The sequence below is a fragment of the Leptospira vanthielii serovar Holland str. Waz Holland = ATCC 700522 genome (assembly GCF_000332455.1).
In the GTDB taxonomy this organism is placed as follows: Bacteria; Spirochaetota; Leptospiria; order Leptospirales; family Leptospiraceae; genus Leptospira_A; species Leptospira_A vanthielii.
Map to the genome: position 1 here is coordinate 146,551 of NZ_AOGY02000024.1, position 25,478 is coordinate 172,028.

The window sequence follows — 25,478 nt, forward strand, 5'->3', positions numbered from 1 at the left end:
TTAAGAGAAATATCGATGAAAGCTAGTTCCTATTTAATCCCTACCGCAAAAGAAGATCCGCAAGATGCCGTTGTTGCATCTCATAAACTGATGATGAGAGCAGGGCTTGTTCGTAAATCTGCGGCTGGACTTTATTCTTATTTACCCTTAGGACTTCGGATCTTAAAAAAAATTGAAGGCATTGTGCGTTCTGAAATGGATAGAGCCGGGGCTTTGGAATTCCAGCTTCCGATTTTGACTCCCAGTGAAATTTGGAAAGAGTCGGGTCGTTGGGATAAAATGGGAAAAGAGATGTTTCGTTTGAAGGATCGTCATGACAATGAAAGTTGCCTTGGACCCACTCATGAAGAGTCTTTCTGTGTCCTTGTAAAACCAATGGTTCGTTCCTATAAAGACCTTCCCATCAATGTCTATCAAATTCATACAAAGTTTAGAGATGAAATTCGTCCACGTTTTGGTGTGATCCGTTCTCGTGAATTTACGATGAAGGATGCCTATTCCTTTCATTTGGATGATGAGTCCTTGGACAAAACCTACCAGACCATGCGTAAAACTTACCGAAGGATCTTTGCTGGGATGGGACTTACAACAATCCCTGTGCAAGCCGACTCAGGGAACATGGGTGGATCTGCTTCCGAAGAATTTATGGTTGTCTCTCCTATTGGAGAAGAGACACTTACTATTTGTCCTTCTTGCCAATATTCTGGAAATATTGAAAAAACTCCAGTGGTCCTAAATCCAAAGGCCAGCAAACAACCATTTGTCGGTTCGGAAAAGATTCATACTCCTTCTAAAAAAACCATTACAGAAGTGGCAGAGTTTTTAAATACAAAAGAAGAGAATTTACTGAAAGCTGTGGCTCTATGGGCAGACGGAACCTATGTCCTAGTTTTTTTGGAAGGCGACCGTGAGCTCAATGAAAACAAACTAAAAAATCATTTGGGATGTAATGAACTAAGACCTATGGGTCCTGCCGAGATGGAAAAACTTGGTCTTGTTCCAGGATTCATTGGCCCTGGTTTTCCCAAATCGGAACACTTAAAAGTGGTCATTGATTCTCTTATCGATTGGAGTTTTGGTTATATCTCTGGAGCCAATGAAGTAGACCACCACACTTCTGGAATCCATATTTCCAAATTTTTTAAAGAAGACGAAGTCACAAAAATTGATGTGTCGCAAGCCAAAGTAGGAGATCCTTGTCCGAGTTGCGGAACTGGACTCACTGCCGAAAAAGGAATTGAAGTTGGTCATATCTTTAAGTTAGGTCAAAAGTATTCGAAAGCTTTTGATGTTACTGTTTTGAATGATAAAGGTAAAGCCACCACAACGACTATGGGTTGTTATGGGATCGGTGTGAACCGTTGTATGGCTACTGTCATTGAACAATGTAATGACGAGAAAGGAATTTATTGGCCTGTCTCTATCGCTCCATTTACTATCTGTTTGGTGAGTATTGCTAAAAATCCAGAAGACATTGCAAAAATTGAATCCATCTACAAAGCTTTAGTGGCTTCCGGGATTGAAGTCCTATGGGATGATCGTGACCTGGGCCCTGGTTTTAAGTTCAAAGATTCAGAACTCATTGGTTTTCCGATTCGTCTTACACTTGGAAAAGGATTTTTGGAAAAGGGTGAGATCACTATCCTTGATCGTAAATCCATGGCAGAAGAAACTGTGACCTTTACTACGAATGAAGATTTGGTCGGGAAACTCACGAAACAAATCCAAGGACTTCGGGAGACTCTGGAAAATGCAGTGGAGCAAGCGGGAATATGAACTTCTTTGGATTTTTTTTTTAGAACCCAGAGAAGGGATGGAAGGAATGCCGGCTTTGTGATAGAAGGAAACCATTGGGTGGCGGGTGGTTTACCCCACCCAGTTCAATCAGGGCGGGGATCTATACCCAAAAACCCCCACCCCCACCTAAAGAAGCAGTTTTCATATTCCCCTATCCCTTCATGATGGGATATATGGGCAAAAACTTACCTGGATATTTTGGTGAATTCGGCGGCCGTTACTCTCCTGAGATTTTAACGGAAGCATTAGATGAACTTGAATCCACCTATCAAAAGTTAAAGAAAAGTAAAAAGTTCAAAAAAGAACTCGAATACTATTTAAGGAACTATGTCGGAAGACCTAGTCCACTTACTTATGCCGAACGTCTCACCAAACAATGGGGAGGTGCTCGTATCTGGCTCAAACGTGAAGATCTAAATCATACTGGTGCTCATAAAATTAATAATGCCATCGGACAGGCGCTCATCGCTCGTTTTATGGGTAAAAAAAGAATCATCGCAGAAACTGGTGCAGGCCAACATGGACTCGCTACCGCAACAGTCGGTGCTATGTTTGGAATGGAAACGGTTGTCTATATGGGAGCAGTGGATGTCCAAAGACAAAACCTCAATGCCAAAAAAATTGAGATGTTAGGTGCTAAAATCCTCCCTGTCACAGCAGGAGAAGCTACTCTCAAAGAAGCCACTAGCGAAGCGATGAGAGACTGGGCACTCAATGTTTCTACCACACATTATATTGTTGGCTCAGCAATTGGTCCTCATCCTTTCCCAACGATTGTGCGGGATTTACAAGCAGTCATTGGAAAAGAAGCAAAGTCACAATTTAAAAAAGAAAACAAAAAACTTCCAAGTGCGATTGTTGCCTGTGTGGGTGGAGGATCCAATGCCATTGGAATGTTTCATGCCTTCCTGAAAGACAAACATGTAGCCATTTACGGAGCCGAAGCTGGTGGTCTTGGTCCAAAACCCGGCGAACACTCTGCGACTTTAACCTATGGAAAAACAGGTTTTTTACATGGTACAAAAACCTTAATCATCCAAGATGAATTTGGTCAAATTGTACCGGCACATTCTGTGTCTGCAGGACTAGACTACCCGGGAGTAGGGCCAGAACATGCTTACTTATCACAAACGGGAAGAGTCGATTACCGTATGGTGACAGATGAACAAGCATTAGACTGCTTTTTGGAAGTAACACGCATCGAAGGAATTATCCCTGCATTAGAAACCGCCCATGCCTTCCATGTGGCTCGGGATGTGGCAAAGGACCTTGGAAAGAAAAAGGATTTAATCATTTGTCTTTCTGGTCGGGGTGATAAGGATGTAACGGAAGTTTTGCGATTATTGGGTGAAAGAAGTAAATGAGTAAAATAAAATCTTTATTTGATAGTGGGAAATTTAAATCCGCTTTTATACCTTACTTTACCTTAGGGGATCCAAACTATAGTGACTCTATCGAATTTGGAAAAACCATTTTAGATAATGGAGCTGATATTTTGGAACTCGGAATTCCTTTTTCAGATCCTGTTGCCGATGGGCCCGTCATCCAAAGGGCAGTGGCTCGTTCCTTAAAGAATTCCTTTTCCTTTGAGGAACTCTTTCGTGTCACAAAAGCAATTCATGATCACAAACCAGAGACTCCTCTTGTCTATCTAACATACTTCAATCCTATCTACCACTGTGGGATTACCAAGTTTTTAGATCGTGCCAAAGAGTCTGGGATCATTGGACTTGTGATTCCTGATTTGCCATTTGATACTGCAGAAAGCGAAACCTTGTTTCGAGAACTAAAAGTCCGAGACATGGATTTGATTCATTTGGTGACTCCTGCTTCCGAAAAAAAGAGAATCCAAGCTCTCGCCAAAACATCCTCAGGTTTCATTTACTATGTAACTTCTTTTGGTGTTACCGGTGAGAGGCGTGAGTTCTCGGTGGATTTAAAGGAACGGATCCGGTTTTTGAAAGAAACCATCCAATTGCCCATTTGTGCTGGGTTTGGAATCTCTACTCCAGACCAAGCCAACCAAATTTCACAGTATGCGGATGGGATCATCATCGGTTCTGCCATCCAAAGAATCATTGAAGAAAACGGTTCGGAGCGTTCCAAAGCCATTTCTGCATTGGCAGATTACATTTCGAAGATCAGAACATCGATTTCCTGATTTTTTTTCCCCTATCTATCAAAAACATTTGAGTCTCTTTAAAAAATTCGGGAAAATGGTCGGAAATTCCCAAACGAATAAAGAGGCTCTATGTCCGACAAAGAATCAAAATCGCTTTCGATTTTGGACTATCTCAGTGTTACCGTTGCCGCACTAGGAACACTCGGTGTGATCATTTCTGTCGTAATGACAGGGTGGGAATACGAATTTTCCTTCCTTATCGGCGGTTTACTTACCCTACTTACTTCTTCTTACTTTGTATATAAGACCATTGAAAAGGTTTCTAAAGACAAACAGAAGTCAGGTGCCATTTGGTTATCCTATGTGATCGCCATTTTTATGTATACCTTGGTCAATACCTTCCAACCTCTAAAAGATTTGGAAGAAAATTCTGTATCCACAAGGTTCCAATTTTTACGCGGATCCAACACAAAAACAGAAAGTGAAGGGGACACTGGTAGAATTGAATACATTCAGTTCCAACCTCCCGCCAAAGCCCGTAAGGATATCAACATCATTGGTATTACAACGGAATCTCTAGAAAAACTACAAGGAACTTGGCCACTACCTTGGAGTTACTATGCCGACATCATTGAAACATTCAAAGAATCGAACAACATTCTAATGTTCGATATTTTCTTCGTAGATTACAAACCCGGTCAAACGGAAGAGATGGCAGCTGCTCTTCAAAAAAACCGGAATGTCCTCTTTGACTACCCTATGGAAGTCAGTGCGGAATCCAAAGAAGCGGTTCTCAATTTAGAAAAACGAATTGATATTCTGAGACAATTCCAAATCAAAAAAGTAATCGATGAAAATGATGGTGGTATTTCCTGGGTTAAATTCCCGCAACCACCGATTGAACCCATTAGCGAATTGTCAGCTGGTCTTGGTTTTGCGAACGTAAAAAAAGATGAATCAGGTTTGAATCGTAAGATGCCTCTTGTTGTGAAGGTTTATAACTCAGGCAGAGACAGAGAAACAGAGTATTTTCCTTCTATCGACTTACTCATTGTCTGTAAATACTACGGCATCGATGTACAAAGAGATGTAGTAGTTAATATGGGACATTATATCAAATTGTCCAACATCCCCAAAAAAATCATTCGAGAGTTCAACATAAAAGAACGTAAGTTTGAAGAAAGAGATGTGATGCAAGTTCCGAATGAGAAGAGGGAAGTTGTAATTCCTATTGACTGGGAAGGACAAATGGAAATCAACTTTGTCGGTGGACGATACTCCTTCAAACAAAATGAAATTTTCGAAGTCACCAATGATTGGGATGCGGAGTTACTCGAAGCAAACCAAATTAGTAATAAAATCTTTCTCGTTGCGATGTACTATGCAACTGGTCGCGGGGCATCGAAGGACTCCCACTTATCTCCGTTTGGTGATATGTCCGGAATTGAACACCACGCCCATGCAATCAATACAATCTTAAACCAAGACTTTTTGGGTACTGTACCAAACTGGGGGATTTTTCTCATTTATGTAGGCCTTGGTGTGATGATTGGATTTTTGCAACCACGTATGAAAACTCATATTGGTTTTGCAATTATGTTAACCCAATTGTTACTTTATGTTGTGGCAACACTCTATATTTTTCAAACTTTCAATCTCATCACTGTTCTCCCATCGGTTATGATAGAACAGATTGTGGTTTTTGTTGCCATCGTCGGATTTAGAATTTTAACCGAAGAAGAAAACGTAAAATACATTCGCCAAACGTTTTCCAAATTCATTTCAAAAGACGTTGTGGATGAACTTCTCAAACACCCTGACAATTTGGCTCTGGGTGGATCCAAACGAGAGATCACTATTTTTTTCTCCGACGTTCGAGGGTTTACTACCATCTCCGAACAGTTGGGTCCAGAAGATTTGGTGAAGTTACTGAACGAATACCTATCGGCAATGACGGATATCATCATTGAATACAAGGGAACCATTGATAAGTATATGGGAGATGCGATCATGGCATTCTGGGGAGCCCCCGTTCCTTTGGAAGACCATGCTTACTATGCTTGTGTGGCGGCCCTTGTGCAGTTAGATTATTTAAAAATCCTCCAACAGAAATGGGCGGAACGAAACGTTCCCGTGATCGATATTGGTTGCGGACTGAACTCTGGCCCAGCCGTTGTAGGGAACATGGGTTCTTCTCACAGGATGGAATATACCTGTATGGGAGACACAATCAACTTAGGATCGCGGTTGGAAGGGTCCAATAAAATGTACACCACAAATGTGATTATCTCTGAGTATACTTACGAAAAAGTGAAAGACCGAGTGGTCACAAGAGAACTCGATTTAGTGCGAGTAAAAGGAAAAACCCAACCTGTCCGGATTTACGAATTGCTTGGAATCACAAACCCAGAAGATATGGAGAAAATGAAGCGGCCTCTCCAAAAGGCGGCAACATGAAGTTTACATGCCATCTTATCCCTATCTCGACAAAATCCAATTTCCGGAAGACCTTAGAAAGATAACAGAAGCAGAACTCCCCAAGGTCTGCTATGACCTTCGGGAATACATCATCGACACCCTCTCCGATGTGGGAGGGCACTTTGCCAGTAACTTAGGTGTTGTAGAACTCACCGTCGCTCTCCACTATGTGTTCCAAACCCCAACAGACAAAATCATTTGGGATGTGGGCCACCAAACCTATCCGCATAAAATTCTTACAGGTCGTAAAAAAGAACTCCCTACAGTTCGTAAGTGGTTGGGCCTTTCTGGTTTTCCCAAACGAGAAGAGTCTGAATACGATTTGTACAACACAGGTCATGCCGGAACTTCGATCTCCCAAGCACTTGGCGAGGCTTGTGCCCGCGACCTACTTGGAAAAGACTATAAAGTTGCCGCTGTGATTGGAGACGCCTCTATTGCAACAGGAATGGCACTCGAAGCCATGAACCATGGAGGCCATATCAAACCGAATATGTTAGTTATTTTGAATGATAACTATATGTCGATTTCCAAAAATGTGGGTTCCATTTCTAACTATCTCAACCGAATCATTTCTTCACAAATCTATAACAAAGGTAAAACGGCATTTTATAGTTTTTTAAAATGGATTCCTCTTATCGGTCCCGCTTTGCAGGCGCTTGCTCATAATATGGAAACCTCTTTTAAACATTTTATGATGCGCCCCGGTGGACTTTTTGAAGATTTAGGATTTACTTATTTTGGACCGATCGATGGACACGATGTAAACCGCGTGGTTCAGATGTTACAAAATCTTTCTAAAATCCAAGGCCCCATCCTTTTGCATGTATTAACCCAAAAAGGGAAAGGATACAAACCAGCAGAAGCCGATCCTATCAAATACCATGGTGTAACACCGTTTAACAAAGAATCGGGGAAAATGGCTTCTTCCGATTCGAATAAAATCGGCCTTTCTAAAATTGTTGGAAAAACTCTCTCCGATTTAACAGACAAAGACAAACGAATTGCCGTCATCACTCCTGCAATGATTGAAGGATCGGGCCTACGTGAATACCAAGAGGTTTATCCGTCACATACCTTCGATGTCGGGATCGCCGAACAACATTCCGTTGCCTTTGCTGGCGCAATGACCAGTGGTGGTGCGATACCTTTTATGTGTATTTATTCCACATTCCTTACAAGGGCCATGGACCAACTCGTAGAAGATGTATCCCTTATGAATTTACCTGTTCGGTTTGTGATTGATAGAGCAGGGATTGTCGGTCCAGACGGGGAAACCCACCAAGGTCTTTCCGATCTTGGGTATTTGGCTGGCCTTCCTAATATGGACATCATTGTTCCGAGTTCTGCCCAAGACATCATCGATAGCCTTCATTTTATGAAGGACTATACGGAACATCCGATTGCCATTCGATTCCCGAAAGATAACGGCGACTTACGCGAGTTAAAGTTTGATTCGCCGCTACCGGTAACGAAGGCAAAAGGACGACTTGTAAGTGAAGGAGAAGACTTACTCATTTTATCCGTTGGATTTATGTTGCCGATTGCTAATTCAGTTGCAGAGATCCTTAAAAAACAAGGGGTCGGCGTATCTGTTGTGGATCTTTTTTGGTTACGGCCTTATGACAGAGATCTGGTTCATGGGCAAATTCAAAAGAACAAACGGTTTGTGATTTTGGATGAAAGTTACATCCATGCAGGTGCATCCGGGTTTCTTTTGAATGAGATTCCAGCAAATCTCTTGAGTAAGTTCTTAAAAACCTTCGCTTTGCCACCAGAACCCATTCACCATGGGGAAAGGAATCAGATTTTGAATCATTACGGACTGACAGCGGCCCAAATTGCGGATGAATTAACACAGACCTTAAAAAAATAAAAATTAGTTTTACTGATATTTTTTAAGACATCCGAAAATGAAAGAAAAGTGCGAGGATCTCATTGTCTTCTAGTTCGTTCCAACTTTCATTAGATTTAGCAAAAGACCATTTCAAAGTCGGTGACCTAGACCGAGCTGAATTCCAACTTCGTTCCAGTTTAGAATTGGAAGAATCCGAAGAAGCCTATTTTTATTTAGGTTTAGTACAAAATGCCCTAGGCCAATGGAGTGATGCCCTAACTTCTTATTATAAAGCAGTGAGCCTAAACCATGAATACGGCAATCCTTGTAATGAAATTGGCGTCCTTTTGTTGCGTATGGGCAATGATAAAGAAGCCGTGTATTGGCTTAAAAAATCCGTTCGTTGTGAACGAAATGATGCCCCACATATTTCTTATTTTAACCTTGCTACTTTGTATAAGTTGTGGAATCGTCCGGAAAGATCCTTACAATACCTTCACAAAGCTCTGACTCTAAAGAAAGATTTTTCTGAAGCCAACGATCTTTGGCGGGAATTAAAATCCGACGAAGAAGCTCCTTCGAATTAAGTATAGTCTGTTGGGAGAGGAACTAAAATCTCTCCCATATACATAGGAACTTCCATTTTTACATCATTCCATTCTAAATAGGTGACACCAGCTTCTTCTACTAAATGATCTGAAAGTTCTCTTGCAGCATTCCAAGTGAATCTGTATTTGATTTTTTCTTCCAAAGTTCTTAAACCGAGTAGTCCCCCATCACTTGTTTCATAAATTTCAAATTCACCAAAAGGATAACTCCTTCCGTCATCGGTATGGAATACCATTTCTGAATTGGTGAGTTCTACATGGAGGACATGGCATGGAAATCCATCGATACGAATGTATCCATGTTCGCTTAAGTCTCCAAATTTATTTTCGATATAAACACCTTTTTCGTTACCATGAAGATTGTTACGGAAGTATTGTAGGATTTCTTCTTTGTCGATTTTGTTTTCTCGAAAGATCCATTCATCCGTTGGTGATATATAAATTTCAGAGTCGAAGATTCTTGGCATACAATTTTATTTGTACCTATAAGCATAACCCTTCCAAAAAGGAAGGTTCGATTTTTGTAAGTAAGAGTTTGTCGAACGACCTTTTTGGTCCATCGTTTCCACGGTTACCGAATCAACTGTGTTTTGGTTTTTTTCCGTCATCCAAACACCGTCTATCTTTCGACGAAACATATCTTTTTTGACTCTTGGTTCATAATCATCCCAAATAAGATCTTCTGTATTTCGAACGACAACTTCACCAACGATTTTGAAGAGCCGTTTGGGTCGTTCGCGGAGGATTTCAACTTCCTCCCAGGATTTCACCTTATAACGGGAATCATTTGGCCTGTAATCAGGTTCTGGGATAAAATCTACCGTAGAACAACCAATTACAAGTAAGACTAGCGGAAATAGGGAAAAATTAAACCTCATTCTATTCCTTAGACAAAAATATGCTATACATTGGTAGAATTGCCATAGGATAAGCAATACAAAGATTTAGGCACCAAGCTTTCATGGAAGAAACAGACATCGGGAAACGCAAACGGGAAAATGTACTTAAGATTGGTTACTCAACCTTGGATGAAATCGAGGAAAAAGTAAAGGCCTTTCGAGTCATGAACCAAAATGCCGTGAAAAAACGGTATCTCATCACTCGTGACCCCATTCTCGACCCTCAAGGTAAGGTTCTCCTCGCCAAAGCCCAAGAAATCGATGTATCCGCTGCAAAACTTCTTCGCCGCCACTTTAAGGGCGTTGATATGTTTAAAGTATTCCAACCAGACGAGGGTCTTGTCATTATTTCTGATATGTCCACCATGGAAGGGGTTTCCTTTTCCATGGATATTGTGACCCAGATCATGAACTTGGGGGGTGGTGCTTACGAAGGGTTTATCGACCGTGTGGATAGTTTTGAAGACTTCATCGTTCTCCTCAAAAAAAACCTTTTTCCCCGAATGATCATCGTTGGATTTTTACCAAAAGAAAAAATCCAAAACGAAATTATCAATTTCGTAAAAGTAAAACGATTGGATAACTACCTCCGGGCTTTAGAACTCACTCATACCGTTTTCAAACCCACTGCTTATTTCCCAAAAATCAAACAAGTCAACATCTCCCAAGAAGACCCCAAATCCTGGGGCCGTTTTGTGGTTGAGATTGTCCGAGAATACACAAGACCATATTTCGTAGAAGAAGTTTAGTTAAGACAGGATCATTGAGCGGTTCAGCATCGCTCCGGCGATGTTACCTGAGTGGACTGCGTGTGCCACGGATCGAAACATAGAAGCCATATCTCCAACTGCACAAACTCCCGGCACACTTGTTTCATAAAAGTTTGATACTTCGATATGCCCACTGGGCAGAAGTTTACAACCAAGTTGTTCTGGTAGTTTTGAGTGTTGGACCATGGGGAGTCTTGCGTACAGTGCTTGGATCGGGATTTTTTTTCCAGATACCAATTGAATCGCAGAGATTTGTCCTTCCACATGAATCAACGCTTTCACAGCTTCTGAAACAATATTGATTCCTTCTTTTTCAAGTTTGGAATTTTCTTCTTTAGAAAATTGGATGGGTCCATTTGTATACACTGTCAATTCCTTTGACCAGTGATTTAGAAATTTAGAATGTTCGAATATGCCATCTTCATTCATCCAAAGTCCGGTTGTATTTCCAATGTTTTCATAACCATGGCAGTATGGACAGTGGATGACTGATTTGCCCCAAGAGGGAAAAAATCCAGGAATATCTGGTAAAACATCTTTAAGGCCCGTGGCAAAAATAATTTTATCAGTTTGAACGTCTGTGAATCCATTTCCTCGGAGTAAAAAACCACTTTTCACTTTTTCTATTGATAAAACTTCGCCGATCATTAGTTGGAAGTTAGGATAATGATTTAGATCATTGAGTGCCAAAGTCCGAATTTCACCTGGTGGTTTTCCATCATGAGTGGTGAAGTTATGCGAGGCAGGAGTGTTGGCGTTACAGGGTTTTTCGGAATCGATAACAAGAACTTTTCTTAACGACCGAACTAAGGATAAAGCAGCAGAAAGTCCGGAAAAACTTCCACCGATAATGGTTATATCGACTTTTTGAATGGATTCCATAGATGCAATTATGTTGCATCTATGGAAGTTGGCAAGGATTAAACTTCGTAAAAAGTTAAATTCTCATAAAGTTCTTTGGGTAGGTTCCCACTCGCATCCATATACTTTTTGTATTTATTTTCGAATTCCTTATGTTGGCGAGTCCTAACATTTTTGAATCGGTTGTGTAGTTCTGAATAAGCTGGTTGTGAACTTACCTTTTCTCGGATATTCTTATGGAATGGGATATGGCGATAGAAGATGGAACGAACCACACGGTTGACCCTTTGAACACCTTCTGCTTCATACCGAATCCACATAGAGTAGTCATAAGCGAATTTGTCGCGGTCTGTACGGAAACGTTTGAATTCTGAGGAAATTTTTTCTTTGAGTTCAGGTGAAAGATCTTTACTTTTTTTAAAGAACTGCACATAATCCGTGTAATCCGCTGTAATGGATGGGATTCCGACGTTGTTCCAATCAGGACCAAGTGTATTTTTGCAAAGTTCCCAACGGAAAGCGGCTATGGCTTCCAACATAAAAGTTTTTAAATCTCCTGTAACAAAATGAGGGATACAAATCCTACCTCTAGATTCTTTGGATCCCGCACCACGGAAAATGGAAAGGTCTTGCCACATCATGATTTTGGGTCCGATGGAAGGCACAAGAATGAAGTCTGGAATGATAGACCTTTGGACAAATTCGCTTTTAATTCCAATCTCTTCATTACGGTAAATGACTTCTCGGTTGAACGCAGTGTAGTCTACACTTAAGATATATTGGAGTGCTTTTTCTACATCCTCTTTAGAAACAAAACATTTTTCCAAAGGGATCGTGATATGGTATTTTGTTAAAATAGGAAAGTGGCTTGCAATATTACCGGACGTTAAACGAACGTTAGGTTCATACATGGAGGAAATTTCTGATCCAAGCCTTGCTTCTCCTGTATCATAATCTGGTGGGATGTCTTTTTCTGATTTAATTCCGGAATCTTTGAGATCCATTTTGAGTTTTTCAAAGAATGTTTGTCCTAGTTCGTCGACGGAAGTGGGGACCTCTCGTGAATAGATTTTTTCAAGCCAATCGGTTCCGTAGTGGATGGGAGCGCTAGGATTTCCACCACCTTGGTACAACCGACCCACTAGTTCTACAATATGACCTTCGTCGAGGAGACTTTCATCAAAGTAACCATAACGTAACATAAGTTCTACGGCCTTGGGCGCTTGTTTGCCAGACTGTAACCACTTTGAGAAAGATTTTTTATACACTTCCCAATACGTTTTGGCAATGGTCCGTCTGATTTTGCGATTGTCTGGCTCTGGATCCAAAGGGTTTTTAAAGGATTTAAGTTTTACCATAAGGGTGGAAAACTCTTTTACCGATTCTGGATCTACTTGTGAATAGTTTAGGATTTGGCTTGCCGAGTTCAAAAGTTCCATTTTGAGAGCTTTGGTATCGATCCCTGCATGGATAGTTTCGCTTCCTTGTGAGGCAGTTTCTTCCTTATTTTTTTGTGCAGAAAGTTCGTGGCCATATTTGGCAGTGAGTTCTGTTTGTTTAGTTTCTAGTTTGTCTATACTATTCCCGATTGTCGCATAAGGAGAACCAAATATCTGTTTGTATTCGTCTAACAAGGATTTTGATTTTTTGAGTGCCCATTCTGTTACTGGTAACAAAACAGTGGATGGAATCGTAGAATAACCTGTGTTGAATAAATCCAAAGTTAAATTAAATTTTTCAATCAGAGCATTCTCACCAACAAACATAGTATTCATCATTTCTGATAATTCATTCGTTTCTTTGCTTAATAATTCGAATAATTCTCGATAGGTTTTTACATAACTTTCTGCGGCACTTTGTAATAGAGTCGGGTCTGCTTCGAATAGGGCCTGCGAAATTTTTGGGTTCACAGAAAGGATTTTTCTGATGAAATGAAATTCGGCATCGTTCCATTCCACCGCTTCGCTATAGTTTCGTTCGAAAAACTCACCATGGTCTTCTTCTAAAAAGTTGATTGTGGGTTTGTCGGGAAGCATTCCTCCATGTTCTTGGAACCCCGCCAAATTGTTTCGAATGAGTTTCATCACCGGATCAATTATATTTTCATCTCGAGTAATAAGAGCCCCTGGTGCTACATCAGAAAAGATGGAAGGGTTTAGGATATAATACACTGCACCCAAGTTGTCCATGGTCTGTTCGAATTTGGAAGCAAGGCCTTTGATGGAGAGGACTCGTTTGTATAGTTCCCCAATTTCTTTGAGTAGGGTTCGCACGGCCATGACACCCACCGAAACTTTGGATGTGAGCGTTTTTTTTGCATTTGTTTGGTTCATCACATAGGTGGACACAACACAAGATGTTTTGGCGCGAATAGTATAAGGGTAAGGGGTTCCTTCTAGAAGAGCAAAGATACCTGGTGTTAGGTTTGCCCCTTCTAAACTATAGAGAACAATGCTTGTATCTCCGAGAATGGTTTCTACTCGAACCGATCCTTCATGTAGGATGTTCATGGAAGTCGAGGCTTTGCCTCCGATGAAAAGGACTTCACCTGGATTGACTGGGATCTTTTGGTTATTTTTACTGGTATCTAGAGGCATTTGGTTGTTCGTTTGTGAAACGTTGGTTTACGTCAAAACCTACTAAAGAAGCACCAAATTGCAAAATACTTTTTAGAAAAATACAACATGTTGCAGCCCCAAATCAAATTAAGTAACAAAAAAGAAATTTATGTCCCTGGAGATAAGTCCATCTCCCACAGGTCGGTTCTCTTTAGTGCACTCTCCCAAGGAAAATCGGAAATTCATGGTTTTTTGGAAGGAGAAGATCCTCTTCATACCTTAAATTGTTTTGTTAGTTTAGGGCTTTCAGTCGAACCCATGGGAAAAGGAAGTTATTCCGTACAAAGCCCAGGGAAAAATAACTTAAAATCTCCTGTTGGCGTTTTGGATTTCGGAAATGCGGGGACAGGAATTCGTCTGTCTGCAGGACTTCTTGCGGGACTTCCTCAAATTACGGCCACTCTTACAGGAGATGTTTCCCTCTGTAAACGACCGATGGCAAGGATCATGAACCCACTTCGGGAAATGGGTGCCGATGTAGTTTCTGTGGAAGGCAATGATCGTGCTCCCCTTCGTGTGATGGGAAAACAACTAAAAAATTATTCTTATACAAGTCCTATTGCTTCCGCACAAATCAAAAGTGCACTTGTCCTTGCAGCATTGGCTTCTGAGATTTCCATCGAATACAAAGAATCAGAAGTTTCCCGTGACCATACGGAAAATATGATTCGGTTTTTGGGTGGAAATATCGAACACCATTCCCCAGTGCATTTTTCTGTAAAACCACCTTATCATTTTACTGGTGCTAAGTTTGTCATTCCTGGCGATATTTCGAGTGCTGCTTTTTATATTGTTTTTGGTCTTTGTGCGGGGGGGAGTGAACCTCTTCTCATTCGAAATATTGGGCTTAATCCTTCTCGTGTGGGAATTTTAACCGTTTTAAAAAATATGGGTGGGCGAATTGAAGTGACCGCCAAACGTCAGGAATGTGGTGAAGAGATTGGGGATTTACTTGTTTATCCTTCAAAACTAAAAAGGTCCGTTATTACTGAAGATCTCATTCCCTCTATCATTGATGAAATTCCTATTTTAACCATTGCGGGTCTCTTTTCTGAAGGTGGATTTGAGATTAAACATGCGGAAGAACTGCGGGCCAAAGAATCGGACCGAATCCAGTCCATGGTTTCCAATTTGGAAAGACTTGGTGTGATTGTAAACGAATCTAAAGATGGATACGAGTTTGGAGAAGTAGGGGAAATCAAATCCTGTGCCATAGAAACTTTTATGGACCACCGGATCGCCATGAGTTTTGCGATTCTTTCCAAACTATCTAGCGTAGAACTTACGTTTGACGATACAAGTTGGGTGGACACAAGTTTCCCAGGATTTTTTGAAATCCTAAAATCGTTTTAAAAAATAACAAAACGATTCACAATCAGAATCGGAAGTCACTAAAGGCCTGGGATTTTTTAACTGGAATTTTAGTTACCAGGTTCTACCGGGATATGAACCCGAATGGTCAGATCAAAATCTAGTTCTTCTGTTTTCGTAAATTCGTATGCTAGTTTTAATTGGTAATCCTTTAATAATATAAGCAACCCCATCCCATCCGATCCACTTCCGTTGTTCCGTGATTCTAAAGCATCAAAATACAATTGGTTTATATTTCCTTCTTGGATTGTTTGAATTTTATTTTCAAAGATTGCTTTCATCCAAGGAGTCACTCGATTCTTAACTTCTAAACGTAGATCTGTCCCTAAGTCTTTGATTTCAATATAAATTTTGCTATTTTCTTTATCGGAATACTTCGCTGCATTTTCGACTAGTTCATTGATGATTGTAGAAATTGCATTTTTATCTAACCTTTTTGATTCATAAGAATGAAAATAAAACTGAGATATAAAGTTGGATAATACATCACACCTCTTCCAATAGAATGTCATGTCCGCCGAAGATACAGAAATGGAAAGATGGCTATGGAAGAATACCTTTTGTTCTAATAAAAAATTGGTTCTTTCGATTAATAATGATATTTCATTTGTATAATCGTTCGGGTGAGTGTAGTCATTGTTTTTTTTGGGGAGAGTCGACTTTACTGATGTTAAACTGACAAAAGACATGGATTGATTACCTCTTAACGAATATAGGATACCTTAGAATGAAGATACGGTCGTCTGGTTAGATCCATTCTTACTTATAAAAAAAACCGATTCGATCGAATCGGACAAATTGTGTTCGAAATTTTCTTTAATTGTGTTAAATAGTTTGGAAATAAATTCTCATTCCTTTATGAAAATGAATAGTAGTCATCCTAGGATATATGTTACTTCTAGTCTAAATAGATAAAATAATCCCATTTCGTGTGTTATTAACTGGTGTATCAATGTCTTCTTCCTTTCAAAATTACAATGAATTCTTAAACTTCTTTCTTTTGTTTTCGTCTTTGCTCGGATTTTTATATGCGATTGGGGAATTTTTTAGTTATCATAAAAACAGGAAACAAATCCTACTCGGAATTATTTTCCTTGGAACTAGTTACTTATTATTTAACTTTTATTTAATTTCTTCAGAGAATATCAAACCGTTGTATTATTTGTATCTCACTGATTTACCGGTTGTGGCTTGTTTGGGTGTGTTACTTGATGAATACTTTCTCACAGTTTTGGAAGGAAAATTTCGTTCTTTTCGTAGACTTTCCTACCGGATTGTGCCCTTGGTTTTTTTACTTGTTCTCATTCTAATTTGGAATTTAGGAAACAAAAGTTATTATCTAGAAAATCATAACGTTGATGTGAATCCCTTCCACAATCGACCTTTGTTTTTAGTTTTGCCCACCATTTTGATTTATATTTGGTGTATGCTCCGTATTTTTGGAAGGATTTCTAAACAGATTCGATGGAGTACGTTTCGAAAGAATTATACATTAAAAATCGGACTTTTTATTGTTATTTTTTGTTTGGCTTTATCATTGAATGGGTTAAAAACATTGGCCTTTGGTGGTCAGGTCGCCCATCAATTGTCAGGAATTGCTATTGGACTTTTTTTATGTTTTTTATATGTGCTTAGGCAGACCTATCCTGATTTCTTTTTGGAAGTTCGCAAAATTGTAGAAGAAGAAAAAAAAGAAAAGATATCTCAAATTTCCAAACTCGACCGTAACTTGGTTCGGAAAAAATTACAGGATCTGTTTGAAATAGAAAAGATATACCAAGAAGAAAAACTAAGCCTTCGTGAACTTTCCGAACGAATGAGTTTGAGTTCCCACCAACTTTCTGAATTTCTCAATATGGAAATCAAAATGAGTTTTTACCAATATACAAATTCTTATCGAGTGAAAGAAGCTAAGGAAAAAATTGAAAAAGAACCAGAAAGGTCTCTTCTTGCAATTGCTTATGATGTGGGTTTTGGTTCTAAATCTACTTTTAATGAGGCCTTTAAAAAGGAAACAGGGGCCACTCCCAGAGAATACAGAGAAAAAATACTGAAAAAACATCCAGTTCGATAAATCCGGTCGTAGTTTTATTTCCCATTCGATCGAATCAGACGATTCGGATTCTTTTTTGTAGTAGGATGGATTCAAGTTTGAGTGTTGTGTTTTGAAACATTACATACAAACAAATTTGATTCCAAGGACTATCCCATGAAAAAGAAAATTAGTTTCATATTAGCATTAGCATTTGTAACACAAGCAGCATTTGCAGCTCCAAGTAACCAAATGAGCGTAAGAGAAGCAGCAAAAGTGTTGGCAAAAAATGGAATGACTACCAAAGAAGCAAACGAGTATCTTAAAGCTCATATCACTCCAGCAGAGTTTGTTCGCATCAGTAGAGAGATTAAAAATGCTGAATTTGCAGGAACACTCGACCAAGACTTGGATCGGATTGCCTCTTCCATCCAATTGAAACAATCCACAGGAAACTACCTACATGGAACAAACTTCAAAGTTTTAGAAAACGTTATGGCTTCCGTTACAGTGGTTGCAGTTGTTGGTTTGGTGATTCATGCAGGTGGACTCAGTAATGTGGTTATCGGTGGAATGTATGATTCTGTAGGACTTGGATTATAGTCCTAGTCGTTTAAGCTGATACAAAAACGTAAGAACCTTGTTTCTATCCATATATTAAAAGATGCGAAACAAGGTTTCTTTGTAAAAATACAACCAATAGAGTATATAAAAAATGAAAAACCAAAAACTTCGCAAAGATGATTGGATAAAAAAAACCTACACCTTGTTTTCTATTTTTGCATTAATTTCTGGATTCAGCCTATACTCAGAAGTAAAAAAAGAAAATCAAGTTTTGGATTGGGAAGGAGACAGTAAACGGTTTCTCCATAAAAACATAACTTGGGAAGAGCTTGGTCTTAAATCCCAAACCCAATATATTTTAGAAAATTTTGCGATCCATTCAGGATTAGAACATACGCCAATCTCCTTAGAACAAGTGGAAGGAAATTTGAAGTATTTAACTTTGGGATACCAATTGCGTAAAGTCGAATCCAGATGGAAAACAATAGCCCTCTCTTCTGGATCGAAAGACAAAATTACAGAATTCCATCCAAGAGTAGTTGTTAGAGTAGATGCACCTTACGCGTATTCACCGACTGAATATTTTGATTCCAAAGTTTTTCTTAAGAATACTGCCCTAACCATTCCACCTTCGGAAGTTAATGGCAACTGGAATAGTGAGTTGTGGTTCGCGCCCAAATGGGATATTCCTGTTTTTAGTACATTTGCTTTTGAACGAATCATTGATACGGCAACCTGCCCCGATGCCATTTATCATGAATATACACATTTGATCACCGGGAAGTATTTGGGGAATAATGCCATTGGCCGTTCGCTTGCCGAAGGAATTTCGGATTATTATGCGGCTTCATTACTCGACCATCCAGAATTGTACACTCATAAAACATGTGAGGAGGTTAAACGCCAACTCTTAGTCTCTTCTTTTCGTTTAGATCGCGAGGTAGGTTCTTATGATTCATCCATTGAATCTGATTTTAAAAAAGATTTTGCCTTCATTCCTTCCCTGTTGTGGCAGTATAGGCGACTAGTCGGAAATGATTTAGCAGACGTTACAATATTTCAGGCCATAACAAAAACAAATGCGGGGGATCGTTTTTTCCCAGAGTTTATTAATACTCTTTCTACATCTCTTCATAAGGAACTTAAAAAAAGAAATGGGGAAGAGGCAGCTACCGAAATGGTTCTAAAACTGGAGGAAAAGGTTTGGATTCCGCATGGAGTGTATTCCCAATACAGTCGAAAAAAAATTGTTTTTTCTCTGTTCCCAAAAACATCTGTTAAAGTTCCTAACTCTGATGAAAAGTCTAACGAGTTCTGTGAAATTAAGAATGAAATGGAGTTTTTTTGGAATGATGTAAGTTTGCAAGAACCTACTCTTCGATTCTATTGGAATTGTAACCAAGTAAAAATTCCTATGGTGATCCAAATTGACCAATCAAACCCGACAAATTTTTTGTTACAGTCTAACTTACATTTTCTGAATGGGAAGTTGAGGTTTGCAAGTCAAAGTGCGGACAAACCAAATCCCAAACTAACGGAAGAAAATCAAATTTTATATCTCAAAATGTACAATCACATAAAGGAATATTATTTTTACAGGAAAACTATGGAGAAAGAAATACGATTGTATTTAGATAGTGGTGTTGATGTTAGTCGTATTGAGAAAATCCGGATGGAATTTGCTTATCTTGGTAATTCCAAAAAAAGATTTCAATATAGTTTTCCTCTATTTAATGACGGGTTTTATTAACTGGAAACACTATATGATATTCTGCACCGGCATTCCCGCTAAAGGTGAGTTTGCCGGAGAGTTGTTTGGTTAACATGTTAACCAGGGTCAACCCAAATCCCAGGTTTTCGGGATTAGCCATTTGAGAATCAAATCCCTTTCCATTATCTTTTACGAATAAGTGGAAATCTTCTTCTTCCTTCCAAATTTTGATATGAATTTCTAATTCTTTGGATGGATCCCTTGCGTACTTTAAACTGTTTGTAAGAAGTTCATTGGTGATAATTCCTATCGCCTGTAATTGTTCGGCGGTTAGCTGGGCACTTACGATTTCTGTATTTAATTTTGCCTGATAAGGGAATAATGAAATAATTTCTTGTGTCAGAGGGATAAGATATTCATCTAACCGCAGTTCGTGGAAAGCCTTCCCTAAATACAATTTGTCATAGAGGAGTGACATTGTTTTGATGCGACTAGTTGCGTCTTTCAGAGAGTTTGCGAGTCCTTCGTCTTTTTGTGATTTTGCCTGCAGATCAAGTAGGTTGAACAAAATCGTCATGTTGTTTTTGATTCTGTGATGGACTTCTCTTAAGATCATTTCCTTTTCGGAAAGCAGAGAATTTACTTTTTCTTCTGCAATTTTTCTTTCCGTAACATCGTGGACGATGGAAAATAATAGATGGCGATTGCTAGTTTCGATGGGAGTTGAATATACTTCTACTTGTTTGATGATTCCACTTGCTAATTTATGTGGAAAAGAAAAATAACTTCTTTCTTCGGAGAGTGCACGTATCCTCTCTTGTTTTACTTCTTCATCTGGAAGCATGTTGATCTCATCGATCTTCATTTTTGTTAGAATTTCATGCGGGTATCCGTAGAATTGAACGGCCGTTTGGTTGGCATTGATGATTTCTCCAGAGTTTGGCTCAATGATTAACATTACCGATGAATTTTTTTCGAAAAAATCTCGGAACCTTCTTTCACTCTCCGTGAGTTTGCCTGAGATGATGGATTTTTCAATAGCAATGCTGACGAGGTCGGCTGTTTCGGAAATGATAAAGATATCAAATTCATTGGGGCTTGCGATTTCGTGGTGGTAAATGGCAAAGGTGCCAATGGTTTCGTTTGTATGCGACCTAATAGGCTCCGACCAACAGGAAGCAAGCCCCACACTTAGTGCTATGTCTTTGTAGTTTTTCCATAGGGGGCTTGTTCTTATATCTTCTACAATGACACGTTTGCCAGTATACGCTGCGGTACCGCAGGAACCCGCTTCGGGTCCGATGGGCACACCCTCAATGGCTTCGTTATAAATTTTGGGAAGGGAAGGGGCAGCTCCTATTTTGATTTTTGAATTCTCAATGAGAACCACAGTACAGATCATGGAAGGGTTTAGAGTTTCAATCCCTTGGACAATTTCCACTAAGATGTCGTTTAAGGGTGAATTTTTGACGATGAGTTCTAGAATTCCACTTCGGAAACATTCGAAGTCGGCGATTCGTTCCGGATCCAGATTGCGATTTCTAAGTTTCACCGATACCCCGTCGAATTCCAATGATGATATGCAGGAAAAAAACATGTCAAGGTAAAATCGCTTACCACGAGTTAGCCTTTGTTTGTTACAAGAATTCCTCTGGACGAAATTAATTCCTGTTCTACCATTAGAATATAAACTCATGAGCACTCTGAACATAGAAAACGTAATAGCCATTGATGGCCCAGCAGGGTCAGGAAAAAGTACGCTCGCACGTATGATCGCCCATAAAATTGGGTATCTTTACTTAGATTCGGGGGCTTTTTACAGGGCGCTAACGCTTGCTATATGGGAAAGGTTTTTGGAAACTAAAGAGGATGAGTCTAAATTTCCTTTTTACACCGAAAAATTGGCTGATGCATGCCTACTCGAAAAGGACGAATCAGAATTTGGATTTTCCGTCGCCAAAATTCCCGTACACTGTGAACTATCTTCGACTGGTGAAAATTTGATGTTCTTAGGCGGACGAGACATAAGCCATGAAATCCGAGATCCAGAGATCACAAAAAAAATTCGTTACATTGCTCCAAGGCGAGCTTTTCGAGAGATTCTAAACCACCATATCCGCGAATTCGCAAAAACCCATAAATTGGTCATGGATGGGCGTGATATCGGGACAGAAGTTTTTCCCAAATCAAAATTTAAATTTTTTCTGACCGCCTCTGTGGAAGTGCGTGCCAAACGCCGATATGATGAATTAGTCACAAAAGGCTTTAAAGCTGACCTAAAACACATTCAGGACGAGATTGTGGCCCGGGACGAAAGTGACACTACCCGTACTGTGGCCCCCCTCAAACAAGCTTCGGACGCAATCCTGATTGACACGAGCACCCTCGACACGGAAACTGTCCTAAATACTATCCTGTCCAAGGTTTCATCCTCTGGGCAAATCTAAGTTTTGTATCCCGGTAACCATTGAATTCAACCAACCCATCCTCCCCCAAAAATGAGACCACTTCTTCCTTCGGCGAATTATTAGAGAAGTGGGAATCGCAGTCACAAGCACAAGAACAAGAAAACTCCGCAGGAAAAGGTACCCTCATTGAAGGGACTGTAGTCGATGTCATTGGTGACACTGTTTTCCTCGATATCGGAGAGAAATTGGAAGCTCGTGTTTCTCGTGAAGACTTCTCAGAAACGCCAAAACGCGGTGAGAAAGTCAGTGCGATCATTAAAAAGCGGGTCGACGGATACTGTGTCCTCTCCAAAAAAGAAGCGGACCAACGAGTTGGTTGGGAAACCATCAAAGACGCAAGTCAAAACGGATACCCACTTTCTGGTAAAATTGTCGGTGAAGTCAAAAACAAAGGATACCTCGTGGAAAGCGAAGGCATCCAACTTTTCCTTCCTGCCTCCCACGTAGGGGTAAGATTCAAAGAATCTACAGAAGGTGGAAAAGAATTTTCCTTCAAAATCATTGAATTAAATGAAAAAACGAGAACCGGTGTGGTTTCTCGCAAAACACTACTCGACGAAATCAATGGCGAGAAGTGGGAAGAACTCCTAGGCAAAGTCAAAGTCGGAGATAAAGTAAACGGGAAAGTGGTAAAAATCGCCAACTTTGGCGTTTTTCTCTCTGTTTACGATGTAGTTGGACTTCTACGCCAAAACGATATTTCTTATAAAAAATTTGCTCCTTTCAAACAATACTTTAACATCGGTGCCGAAGTTGAAGTGATCGTTCTCGAAGTAGATAAAGAAAATAACAAACTATCCCTCGGGATCAAACAACTTTATGAAGATCCATGGATTTGGGCTAAAAAAGAACTCGAAAAAGGTATGGTGGTGCGAGGAATTGTAACCTCTCTTACTAACTTCGGTGCTTTCGTAGAACTCAAAGAAGGATTGGAAGGACTCATCCATACGACAGAACTTTCTTGGGCAAAAAAACCACCACATCCAAAAGATGTTTTGAAAAAAAGCCAAGAAGTTGATTCTGAAATTTTGGATATTGATTTTGAAGCAAGACGTTTGTCTCTTGGCCTCAAACAATTACTCCCTAACCCGTGGGAAGCTCTCTCTGCTAACGTTCGTGCCGGAAACGTGCTCGAAGGTAAAATCACTGGAATCACTAAATACGGTGCTTTCGTAGAAGTAGAAAGTGGAATCGAAGGACTCATTCACATTTCCGACATTACTTGGGACGAAAGAGAAAAAAATCCGTTAAATCTCCTCAAAAAAGGCCAATCGGTTCAGTACAAAATTCTCGATGTGAACCTAGATGCACAACGTATCAGCTGTGGTTTAAAACAACTTTCTGAACACCCTTATGAAGCTCTTCGCAAAAAATACCCACCGGGTACTCTTGTAGAAGGTCGTGTGAAATCCATTGTAAGTTTTGGTGTGTTCGTTGAAGTAGAACCAGGTTACGAAGGTTTGGTTCACATTTCTGAAATTCCAGACGGTCGTAACATTAAGTTAGAAGATCTTTACAAAGTGGGCGAATCTGTTCGCACAGTTGTTGTTAAAATTGAACCTAACAATAAGAAAATTTCTCTCTCTATCAAAGACTTTGATAAAGCAGTGGAACGTGAAGAGATGGCTAAATACATGAAAGAAGACAACCAACCTTCTCGTGAATCCATCGGTTCTTTTATGAATTTAAACCAAAACCGATAGGTCCATGGATAAGTTTCATAAAAAAAACCCAATCGAACAAAAGAAACAAGCAGAACTCATCCAAAAGGATGAGTTCGCTGATTTTGAAGGTTCCAAAGCAGAACTCGTTTTTTTAAAGTTTACACATTTTTTAGCACGAAATCGTAAGTCTGTATTTATCAGTCTTGCTTCCGCTATTGTTGTGTTAGCTGTTATCATCGGATTTTTCGAATACCGTGCGTATCTTTTTGAAAAAGAAACGGTGACACTGGAAGATTTGAAACTCACCCACCAAAAATCAAAAGTGGGACTTGATGTTCAAATCCAAAGTTTGGAAGCGTTTTTACAAAACCAAAGTACCGGTAAAATGGAACTTCGTGTTTGGAAAGATCTCTCTAAACTTTATGCGGAAAAAGGGGAATTCGGAAAAGCTGCCGGTTACCTGGAAGATGCTGCTAAAAAAATTGATACTCCCAAAGAAATCAAAGCCCTTTATTTTTACATTGCTGGCAACTACCGAGAACGGGAAAAAAATAACGCCAAGTCTTTAGAAAACTATAAGATTGCTGCGGCTGTGATCGAACCTGCAAGAGAACTGAATGGATTTAAGGCTTGGTCTTATTACCAAGCAGGCCGATTGTCTTACCTTAACGGGGATAAGACGGGTGCCAAACAGTATCTAGAAAAAGCAGTCAAACTAGACGTGGCCGAATCTGGGGAAGATGTAAAACTCCTTTCTAGTTATTTACTCCTCAAACTCGGGAAAAATTAACCTATGTTGACTTTGGCTCTTCCGAAAGGTAGACTTGCCGAAGAAACTGCAGTTCTTTTGTTATCCAAAGGATGGCTAAGTTCTTTGCCATCCGAGGGTTCAAAGGAACTCACCTTTGTCTCCGAAGATAAACGCCTCCGCCTTTTATTTGTCAGATCCCAAGATGTTTGCACCTATGTGGAAGAAGCTGCAGCCGATGCCGGAATTGTAGGTTGGGATATCCTTCGTGAAGGGGGATTTGACCTGATTGCTCCCGTAGATTTGAAACTGGGGGAGTGTCGACTCTCCCTTGCCTCATTCCCTGACTTTGATCTTTTTGCCAAACGTTCCAAAGTTCGTGTGGCTACCAAATACCCGAATCTAACCCGTGAATATTTTTTCCAAAAAGGGATTTCTTGCGAGATTATCAAACTCTATGGTTCGATTGAACTGGCACCCATTGTGGGTCTTTCGGATTGCATCGTGGACTTAGTTTCTACTGGTGGGACCTTAAAAGCCAATGGACTGAAGGAATTTGAGTCCATTTTATACAGTACAGCCCGTTTGGTATGCAATCGCTCCGCTTTTTATCACAAACACAGCGAATTACGGTCTCTTATCGAGAGCCTAGAAAATTAAAATATTGTTTTCACATTCGTTTTCCAAAACATAGTAAAAACCAGTTATAATTCCATAGAGGATAGCCATGGCAGTCCCAAAGAGACGTAAATCAAAATCGAAAGTTAGAACGAAAAGAGCCCATCACGCGATAGGCAAACCTAACTTAAACCCGTGTTCCAATTGTGGTTCATTTGTTCTGTCCCACCGTGTTTGCCCTTATTGCGGTTTTTATAAGGGAAAACTCGTAGTCGCTCAAAAAGTTAAAAAAACGACCGAAGATAACTAACC

General features: G+C 39.8%; 22 protein-coding genes. 16 read left to right on the plus strand and 6 right to left on the minus strand.

Annotated features, from left to right (window positions below; genetic code table 11):
* The first annotated feature begins 15 nt into the window (after positions 1–15).
* The 6 genes from LEP1GSC199_RS04925 (at position 16) to LEP1GSC199_RS04950 (ending at position 8,821) form a co-directional block, all read left to right on the plus strand.
* Positions 16–1,776 carry a proline--tRNA ligase gene (locus LEP1GSC199_RS04925; protein ID WP_002978337.1) on the plus strand — a complete coding sequence of 587 codons (1,761 nt, stop codon included), beginning with the start codon at positions 16–18 and terminating at the stop codon, positions 1,774–1,776.
* A gap of 194 nt (positions 1,777–1,970) precedes the next feature.
* Positions 1,971–3,161 carry a tryptophan synthase subunit beta gene (trpB, locus tag LEP1GSC199_RS04930; protein ID WP_002978528.1) on the plus strand — a complete coding sequence of 397 codons (1,191 nt, stop codon included), beginning with the start codon at positions 1,971–1,973 and terminating at the stop codon, positions 3,159–3,161.
* Positions 3,158–3,958, plus strand: coding sequence for a tryptophan synthase subunit alpha (gene trpA, locus LEP1GSC199_RS04935; RefSeq protein ID WP_002978161.1), 801 nt, complete (start codon positions 3,158–3,160; stop codon positions 3,956–3,958). Before trpB ends, trpA begins: the two co-directional genes overlap by 4 nt.
* A gap of 90 nt (positions 3,959–4,048) precedes the next feature.
* Positions 4,049–6,376: an adenylate/guanylate cyclase domain-containing protein gene (locus LEP1GSC199_RS04940; RefSeq protein WP_002978375.1), complete on the plus strand. Its 2,328-nt coding sequence runs from the start codon at positions 4,049–4,051 to the stop codon at positions 6,374–6,376.
* A 7-nt stretch (positions 6,377–6,383) separates the two neighbouring features.
* Complete coding sequence (gene dxs / locus LEP1GSC199_RS04945) at positions 6,384–8,273, plus strand: 1-deoxy-D-xylulose-5-phosphate synthase (RefSeq protein WP_002978188.1); 1,890 nt, start codon at positions 6,384–6,386, stop codon at positions 8,271–8,273.
* Positions 8,274–8,335: 62 nt separating this feature from the next.
* A complete protein-coding gene (locus LEP1GSC199_RS04950) occupies positions 8,336–8,821 on the plus strand; it encodes a tetratricopeptide repeat protein (protein WP_002978281.1) in 486 nt (161 codons plus the stop codon).
* On the opposite strand, the gene LEP1GSC199_RS04955 is transcribed toward LEP1GSC199_RS04950, so the two are convergent.
* Together LEP1GSC199_RS04955 and LEP1GSC199_RS04960 are read right to left on the minus strand one after the other, a co-directional pair.
* Complete coding sequence (locus tag LEP1GSC199_RS04955; protein WP_002978476.1) at positions 8,818–9,309, minus strand: hypothetical protein; 492 nt, start codon at positions 9,307–9,309, stop codon at positions 8,818–8,820. The two genes, LEP1GSC199_RS04950 and LEP1GSC199_RS04955, sit on opposite strands and share 4 nt — an antisense overlap.
* 6 nt (positions 9,310–9,315) lie before the next feature.
* Positions 9,316–9,720 (minus strand): hypothetical protein, encoded by a 405-nt coding sequence (locus tag LEP1GSC199_RS04960; RefSeq protein WP_002978534.1) that lies wholly within the window; start codon positions 9,718–9,720, stop codon positions 9,316–9,318.
* A gap of 83 nt (positions 9,721–9,803) precedes the next feature.
* On the opposite strand from LEP1GSC199_RS04960, the gene LEP1GSC199_RS04965 reads away from it, so the two are divergent.
* Positions 9,804–10,490 (plus strand): hypothetical protein, encoded by a 687-nt coding sequence (locus LEP1GSC199_RS04965; protein ID WP_002978376.1) that lies wholly within the window; start codon positions 9,804–9,806, stop codon positions 10,488–10,490.
* Here LEP1GSC199_RS04965 and LEP1GSC199_RS04970 read toward each other — a convergent pair whose 3' ends face one another.
* The gene (locus LEP1GSC199_RS04970; RefSeq protein ID WP_002978480.1) at positions 10,491–11,393 is read right to left on the minus strand and encodes an NAD(P)/FAD-dependent oxidoreductase; all 903 of its coding nucleotides are present in this window, start codon (positions 11,391–11,393) and stop codon (positions 10,491–10,493) included.
* Positions 11,394–11,431: 38 nt separating this feature from the next.
* Complete coding sequence (locus LEP1GSC199_RS04975; protein ID WP_002978250.1) at positions 11,432–13,969, minus strand: cyclic nucleotide-binding domain-containing protein; 2,538 nt, start codon at positions 13,967–13,969, stop codon at positions 11,432–11,434.
* Positions 13,970–14,056: 87 nt separating this feature from the next.
* Here LEP1GSC199_RS04975 and aroA point away from each other — a divergent pair, with 87 nt between their 5' ends.
* Positions 14,057–15,343, plus strand: a complete 1,287-nt coding sequence (aroA, locus tag LEP1GSC199_RS04980; protein ID WP_002978438.1) for a 3-phosphoshikimate 1-carboxyvinyltransferase — start codon at positions 14,057–14,059, stop codon at positions 15,341–15,343.
* A 68-nt stretch (positions 15,344–15,411) separates the two neighbouring features.
* On the opposite strand, the gene LEP1GSC199_RS04985 is transcribed toward aroA, so the two are convergent.
* Positions 15,412–16,050 carry a slr1658 superfamily regulator gene (locus tag LEP1GSC199_RS04985; protein WP_002978306.1) on the minus strand — a complete coding sequence of 213 codons (639 nt, stop codon included), beginning with the start codon at positions 16,048–16,050 and terminating at the stop codon, positions 15,412–15,414.
* A 263-nt stretch (positions 16,051–16,313) separates the two neighbouring features.
* On the opposite strand from LEP1GSC199_RS04985, the gene LEP1GSC199_RS04990 reads away from it, so the two are divergent.
* From LEP1GSC199_RS04990 to LEP1GSC199_RS05000, 3 genes are all read left to right on the plus strand, one after another.
* The gene (locus LEP1GSC199_RS04990) at positions 16,314–17,435 is read left to right on the plus strand and encodes an AraC family transcriptional regulator (RefSeq protein ID WP_002978431.1); all 1,122 of its coding nucleotides are present in this window, start codon (positions 16,314–16,316) and stop codon (positions 17,433–17,435) included.
* A gap of 135 nt (positions 17,436–17,570) precedes the next feature.
* Positions 17,571–17,996 (plus strand): hypothetical protein, encoded by a 426-nt coding sequence (locus LEP1GSC199_RS04995; protein ID WP_039926158.1) that lies wholly within the window; start codon positions 17,571–17,573, stop codon positions 17,994–17,996.
* Positions 17,997–18,108: 112 nt separating this feature from the next.
* Entirely contained in the window at positions 18,109–19,707 is a 1,599-nt protein-coding gene (locus LEP1GSC199_RS05000; protein WP_002978221.1) for a hypothetical protein, read from the plus strand.
* Here LEP1GSC199_RS05000 and LEP1GSC199_RS05005 read toward each other — a convergent pair.
* Positions 19,688–21,220 carry a histidine kinase dimerization/phosphoacceptor domain -containing protein gene (locus LEP1GSC199_RS05005; RefSeq protein ID WP_002978455.1) on the minus strand — a complete coding sequence of 511 codons (1,533 nt, stop codon included), beginning with the start codon at positions 21,218–21,220 and terminating at the stop codon, positions 19,688–19,690. The two genes, LEP1GSC199_RS05000 and LEP1GSC199_RS05005, sit on opposite strands and share 20 nt — an antisense overlap.
* Before the next feature lie 142 nt (positions 21,221–21,362).
* Here LEP1GSC199_RS05005 and cmk point away from each other — a divergent pair, with 142 nt between their 5' ends.
* The 5 genes from cmk (at position 21,363) to rpmF (ending at position 25,476) form a co-directional block, all read left to right on the plus strand.
* Positions 21,363–22,115: a (d)CMP kinase gene (gene cmk / locus LEP1GSC199_RS05010; RefSeq protein ID WP_039926122.1), complete on the plus strand. Its 753-nt coding sequence runs from the start codon at positions 21,363–21,365 to the stop codon at positions 22,113–22,115.
* A gap of 20 nt (positions 22,116–22,135) precedes the next feature.
* Positions 22,136–23,839, plus strand: a complete 1,704-nt coding sequence (locus LEP1GSC199_RS05015; protein WP_002978138.1) for a 30S ribosomal protein S1 — start codon at positions 22,136–22,138, stop codon at positions 23,837–23,839.
* 4 nt (positions 23,840–23,843) lie between these two features.
* Entirely contained in the window at positions 23,844–24,590 is a 747-nt protein-coding gene (locus LEP1GSC199_RS05020) for a tetratricopeptide repeat protein (protein ID WP_002978469.1), read from the plus strand.
* A 3-nt stretch (positions 24,591–24,593) separates the two neighbouring features.
* A complete protein-coding gene (hisG, locus tag LEP1GSC199_RS05025; RefSeq protein ID WP_002978542.1) occupies positions 24,594–25,208 on the plus strand; it encodes an ATP phosphoribosyltransferase in 615 nt (204 codons plus the stop codon).
* 67 nt (positions 25,209–25,275) lie between these two features.
* The gene (gene rpmF / locus LEP1GSC199_RS20710) at positions 25,276–25,476 is read left to right on the plus strand and encodes a 50S ribosomal protein L32 (RefSeq protein ID WP_015679024.1); all 201 of its coding nucleotides are present in this window, start codon (positions 25,276–25,278) and stop codon (positions 25,474–25,476) included.
* Positions 25,477–25,478: the final 2 nt, after the last annotated feature.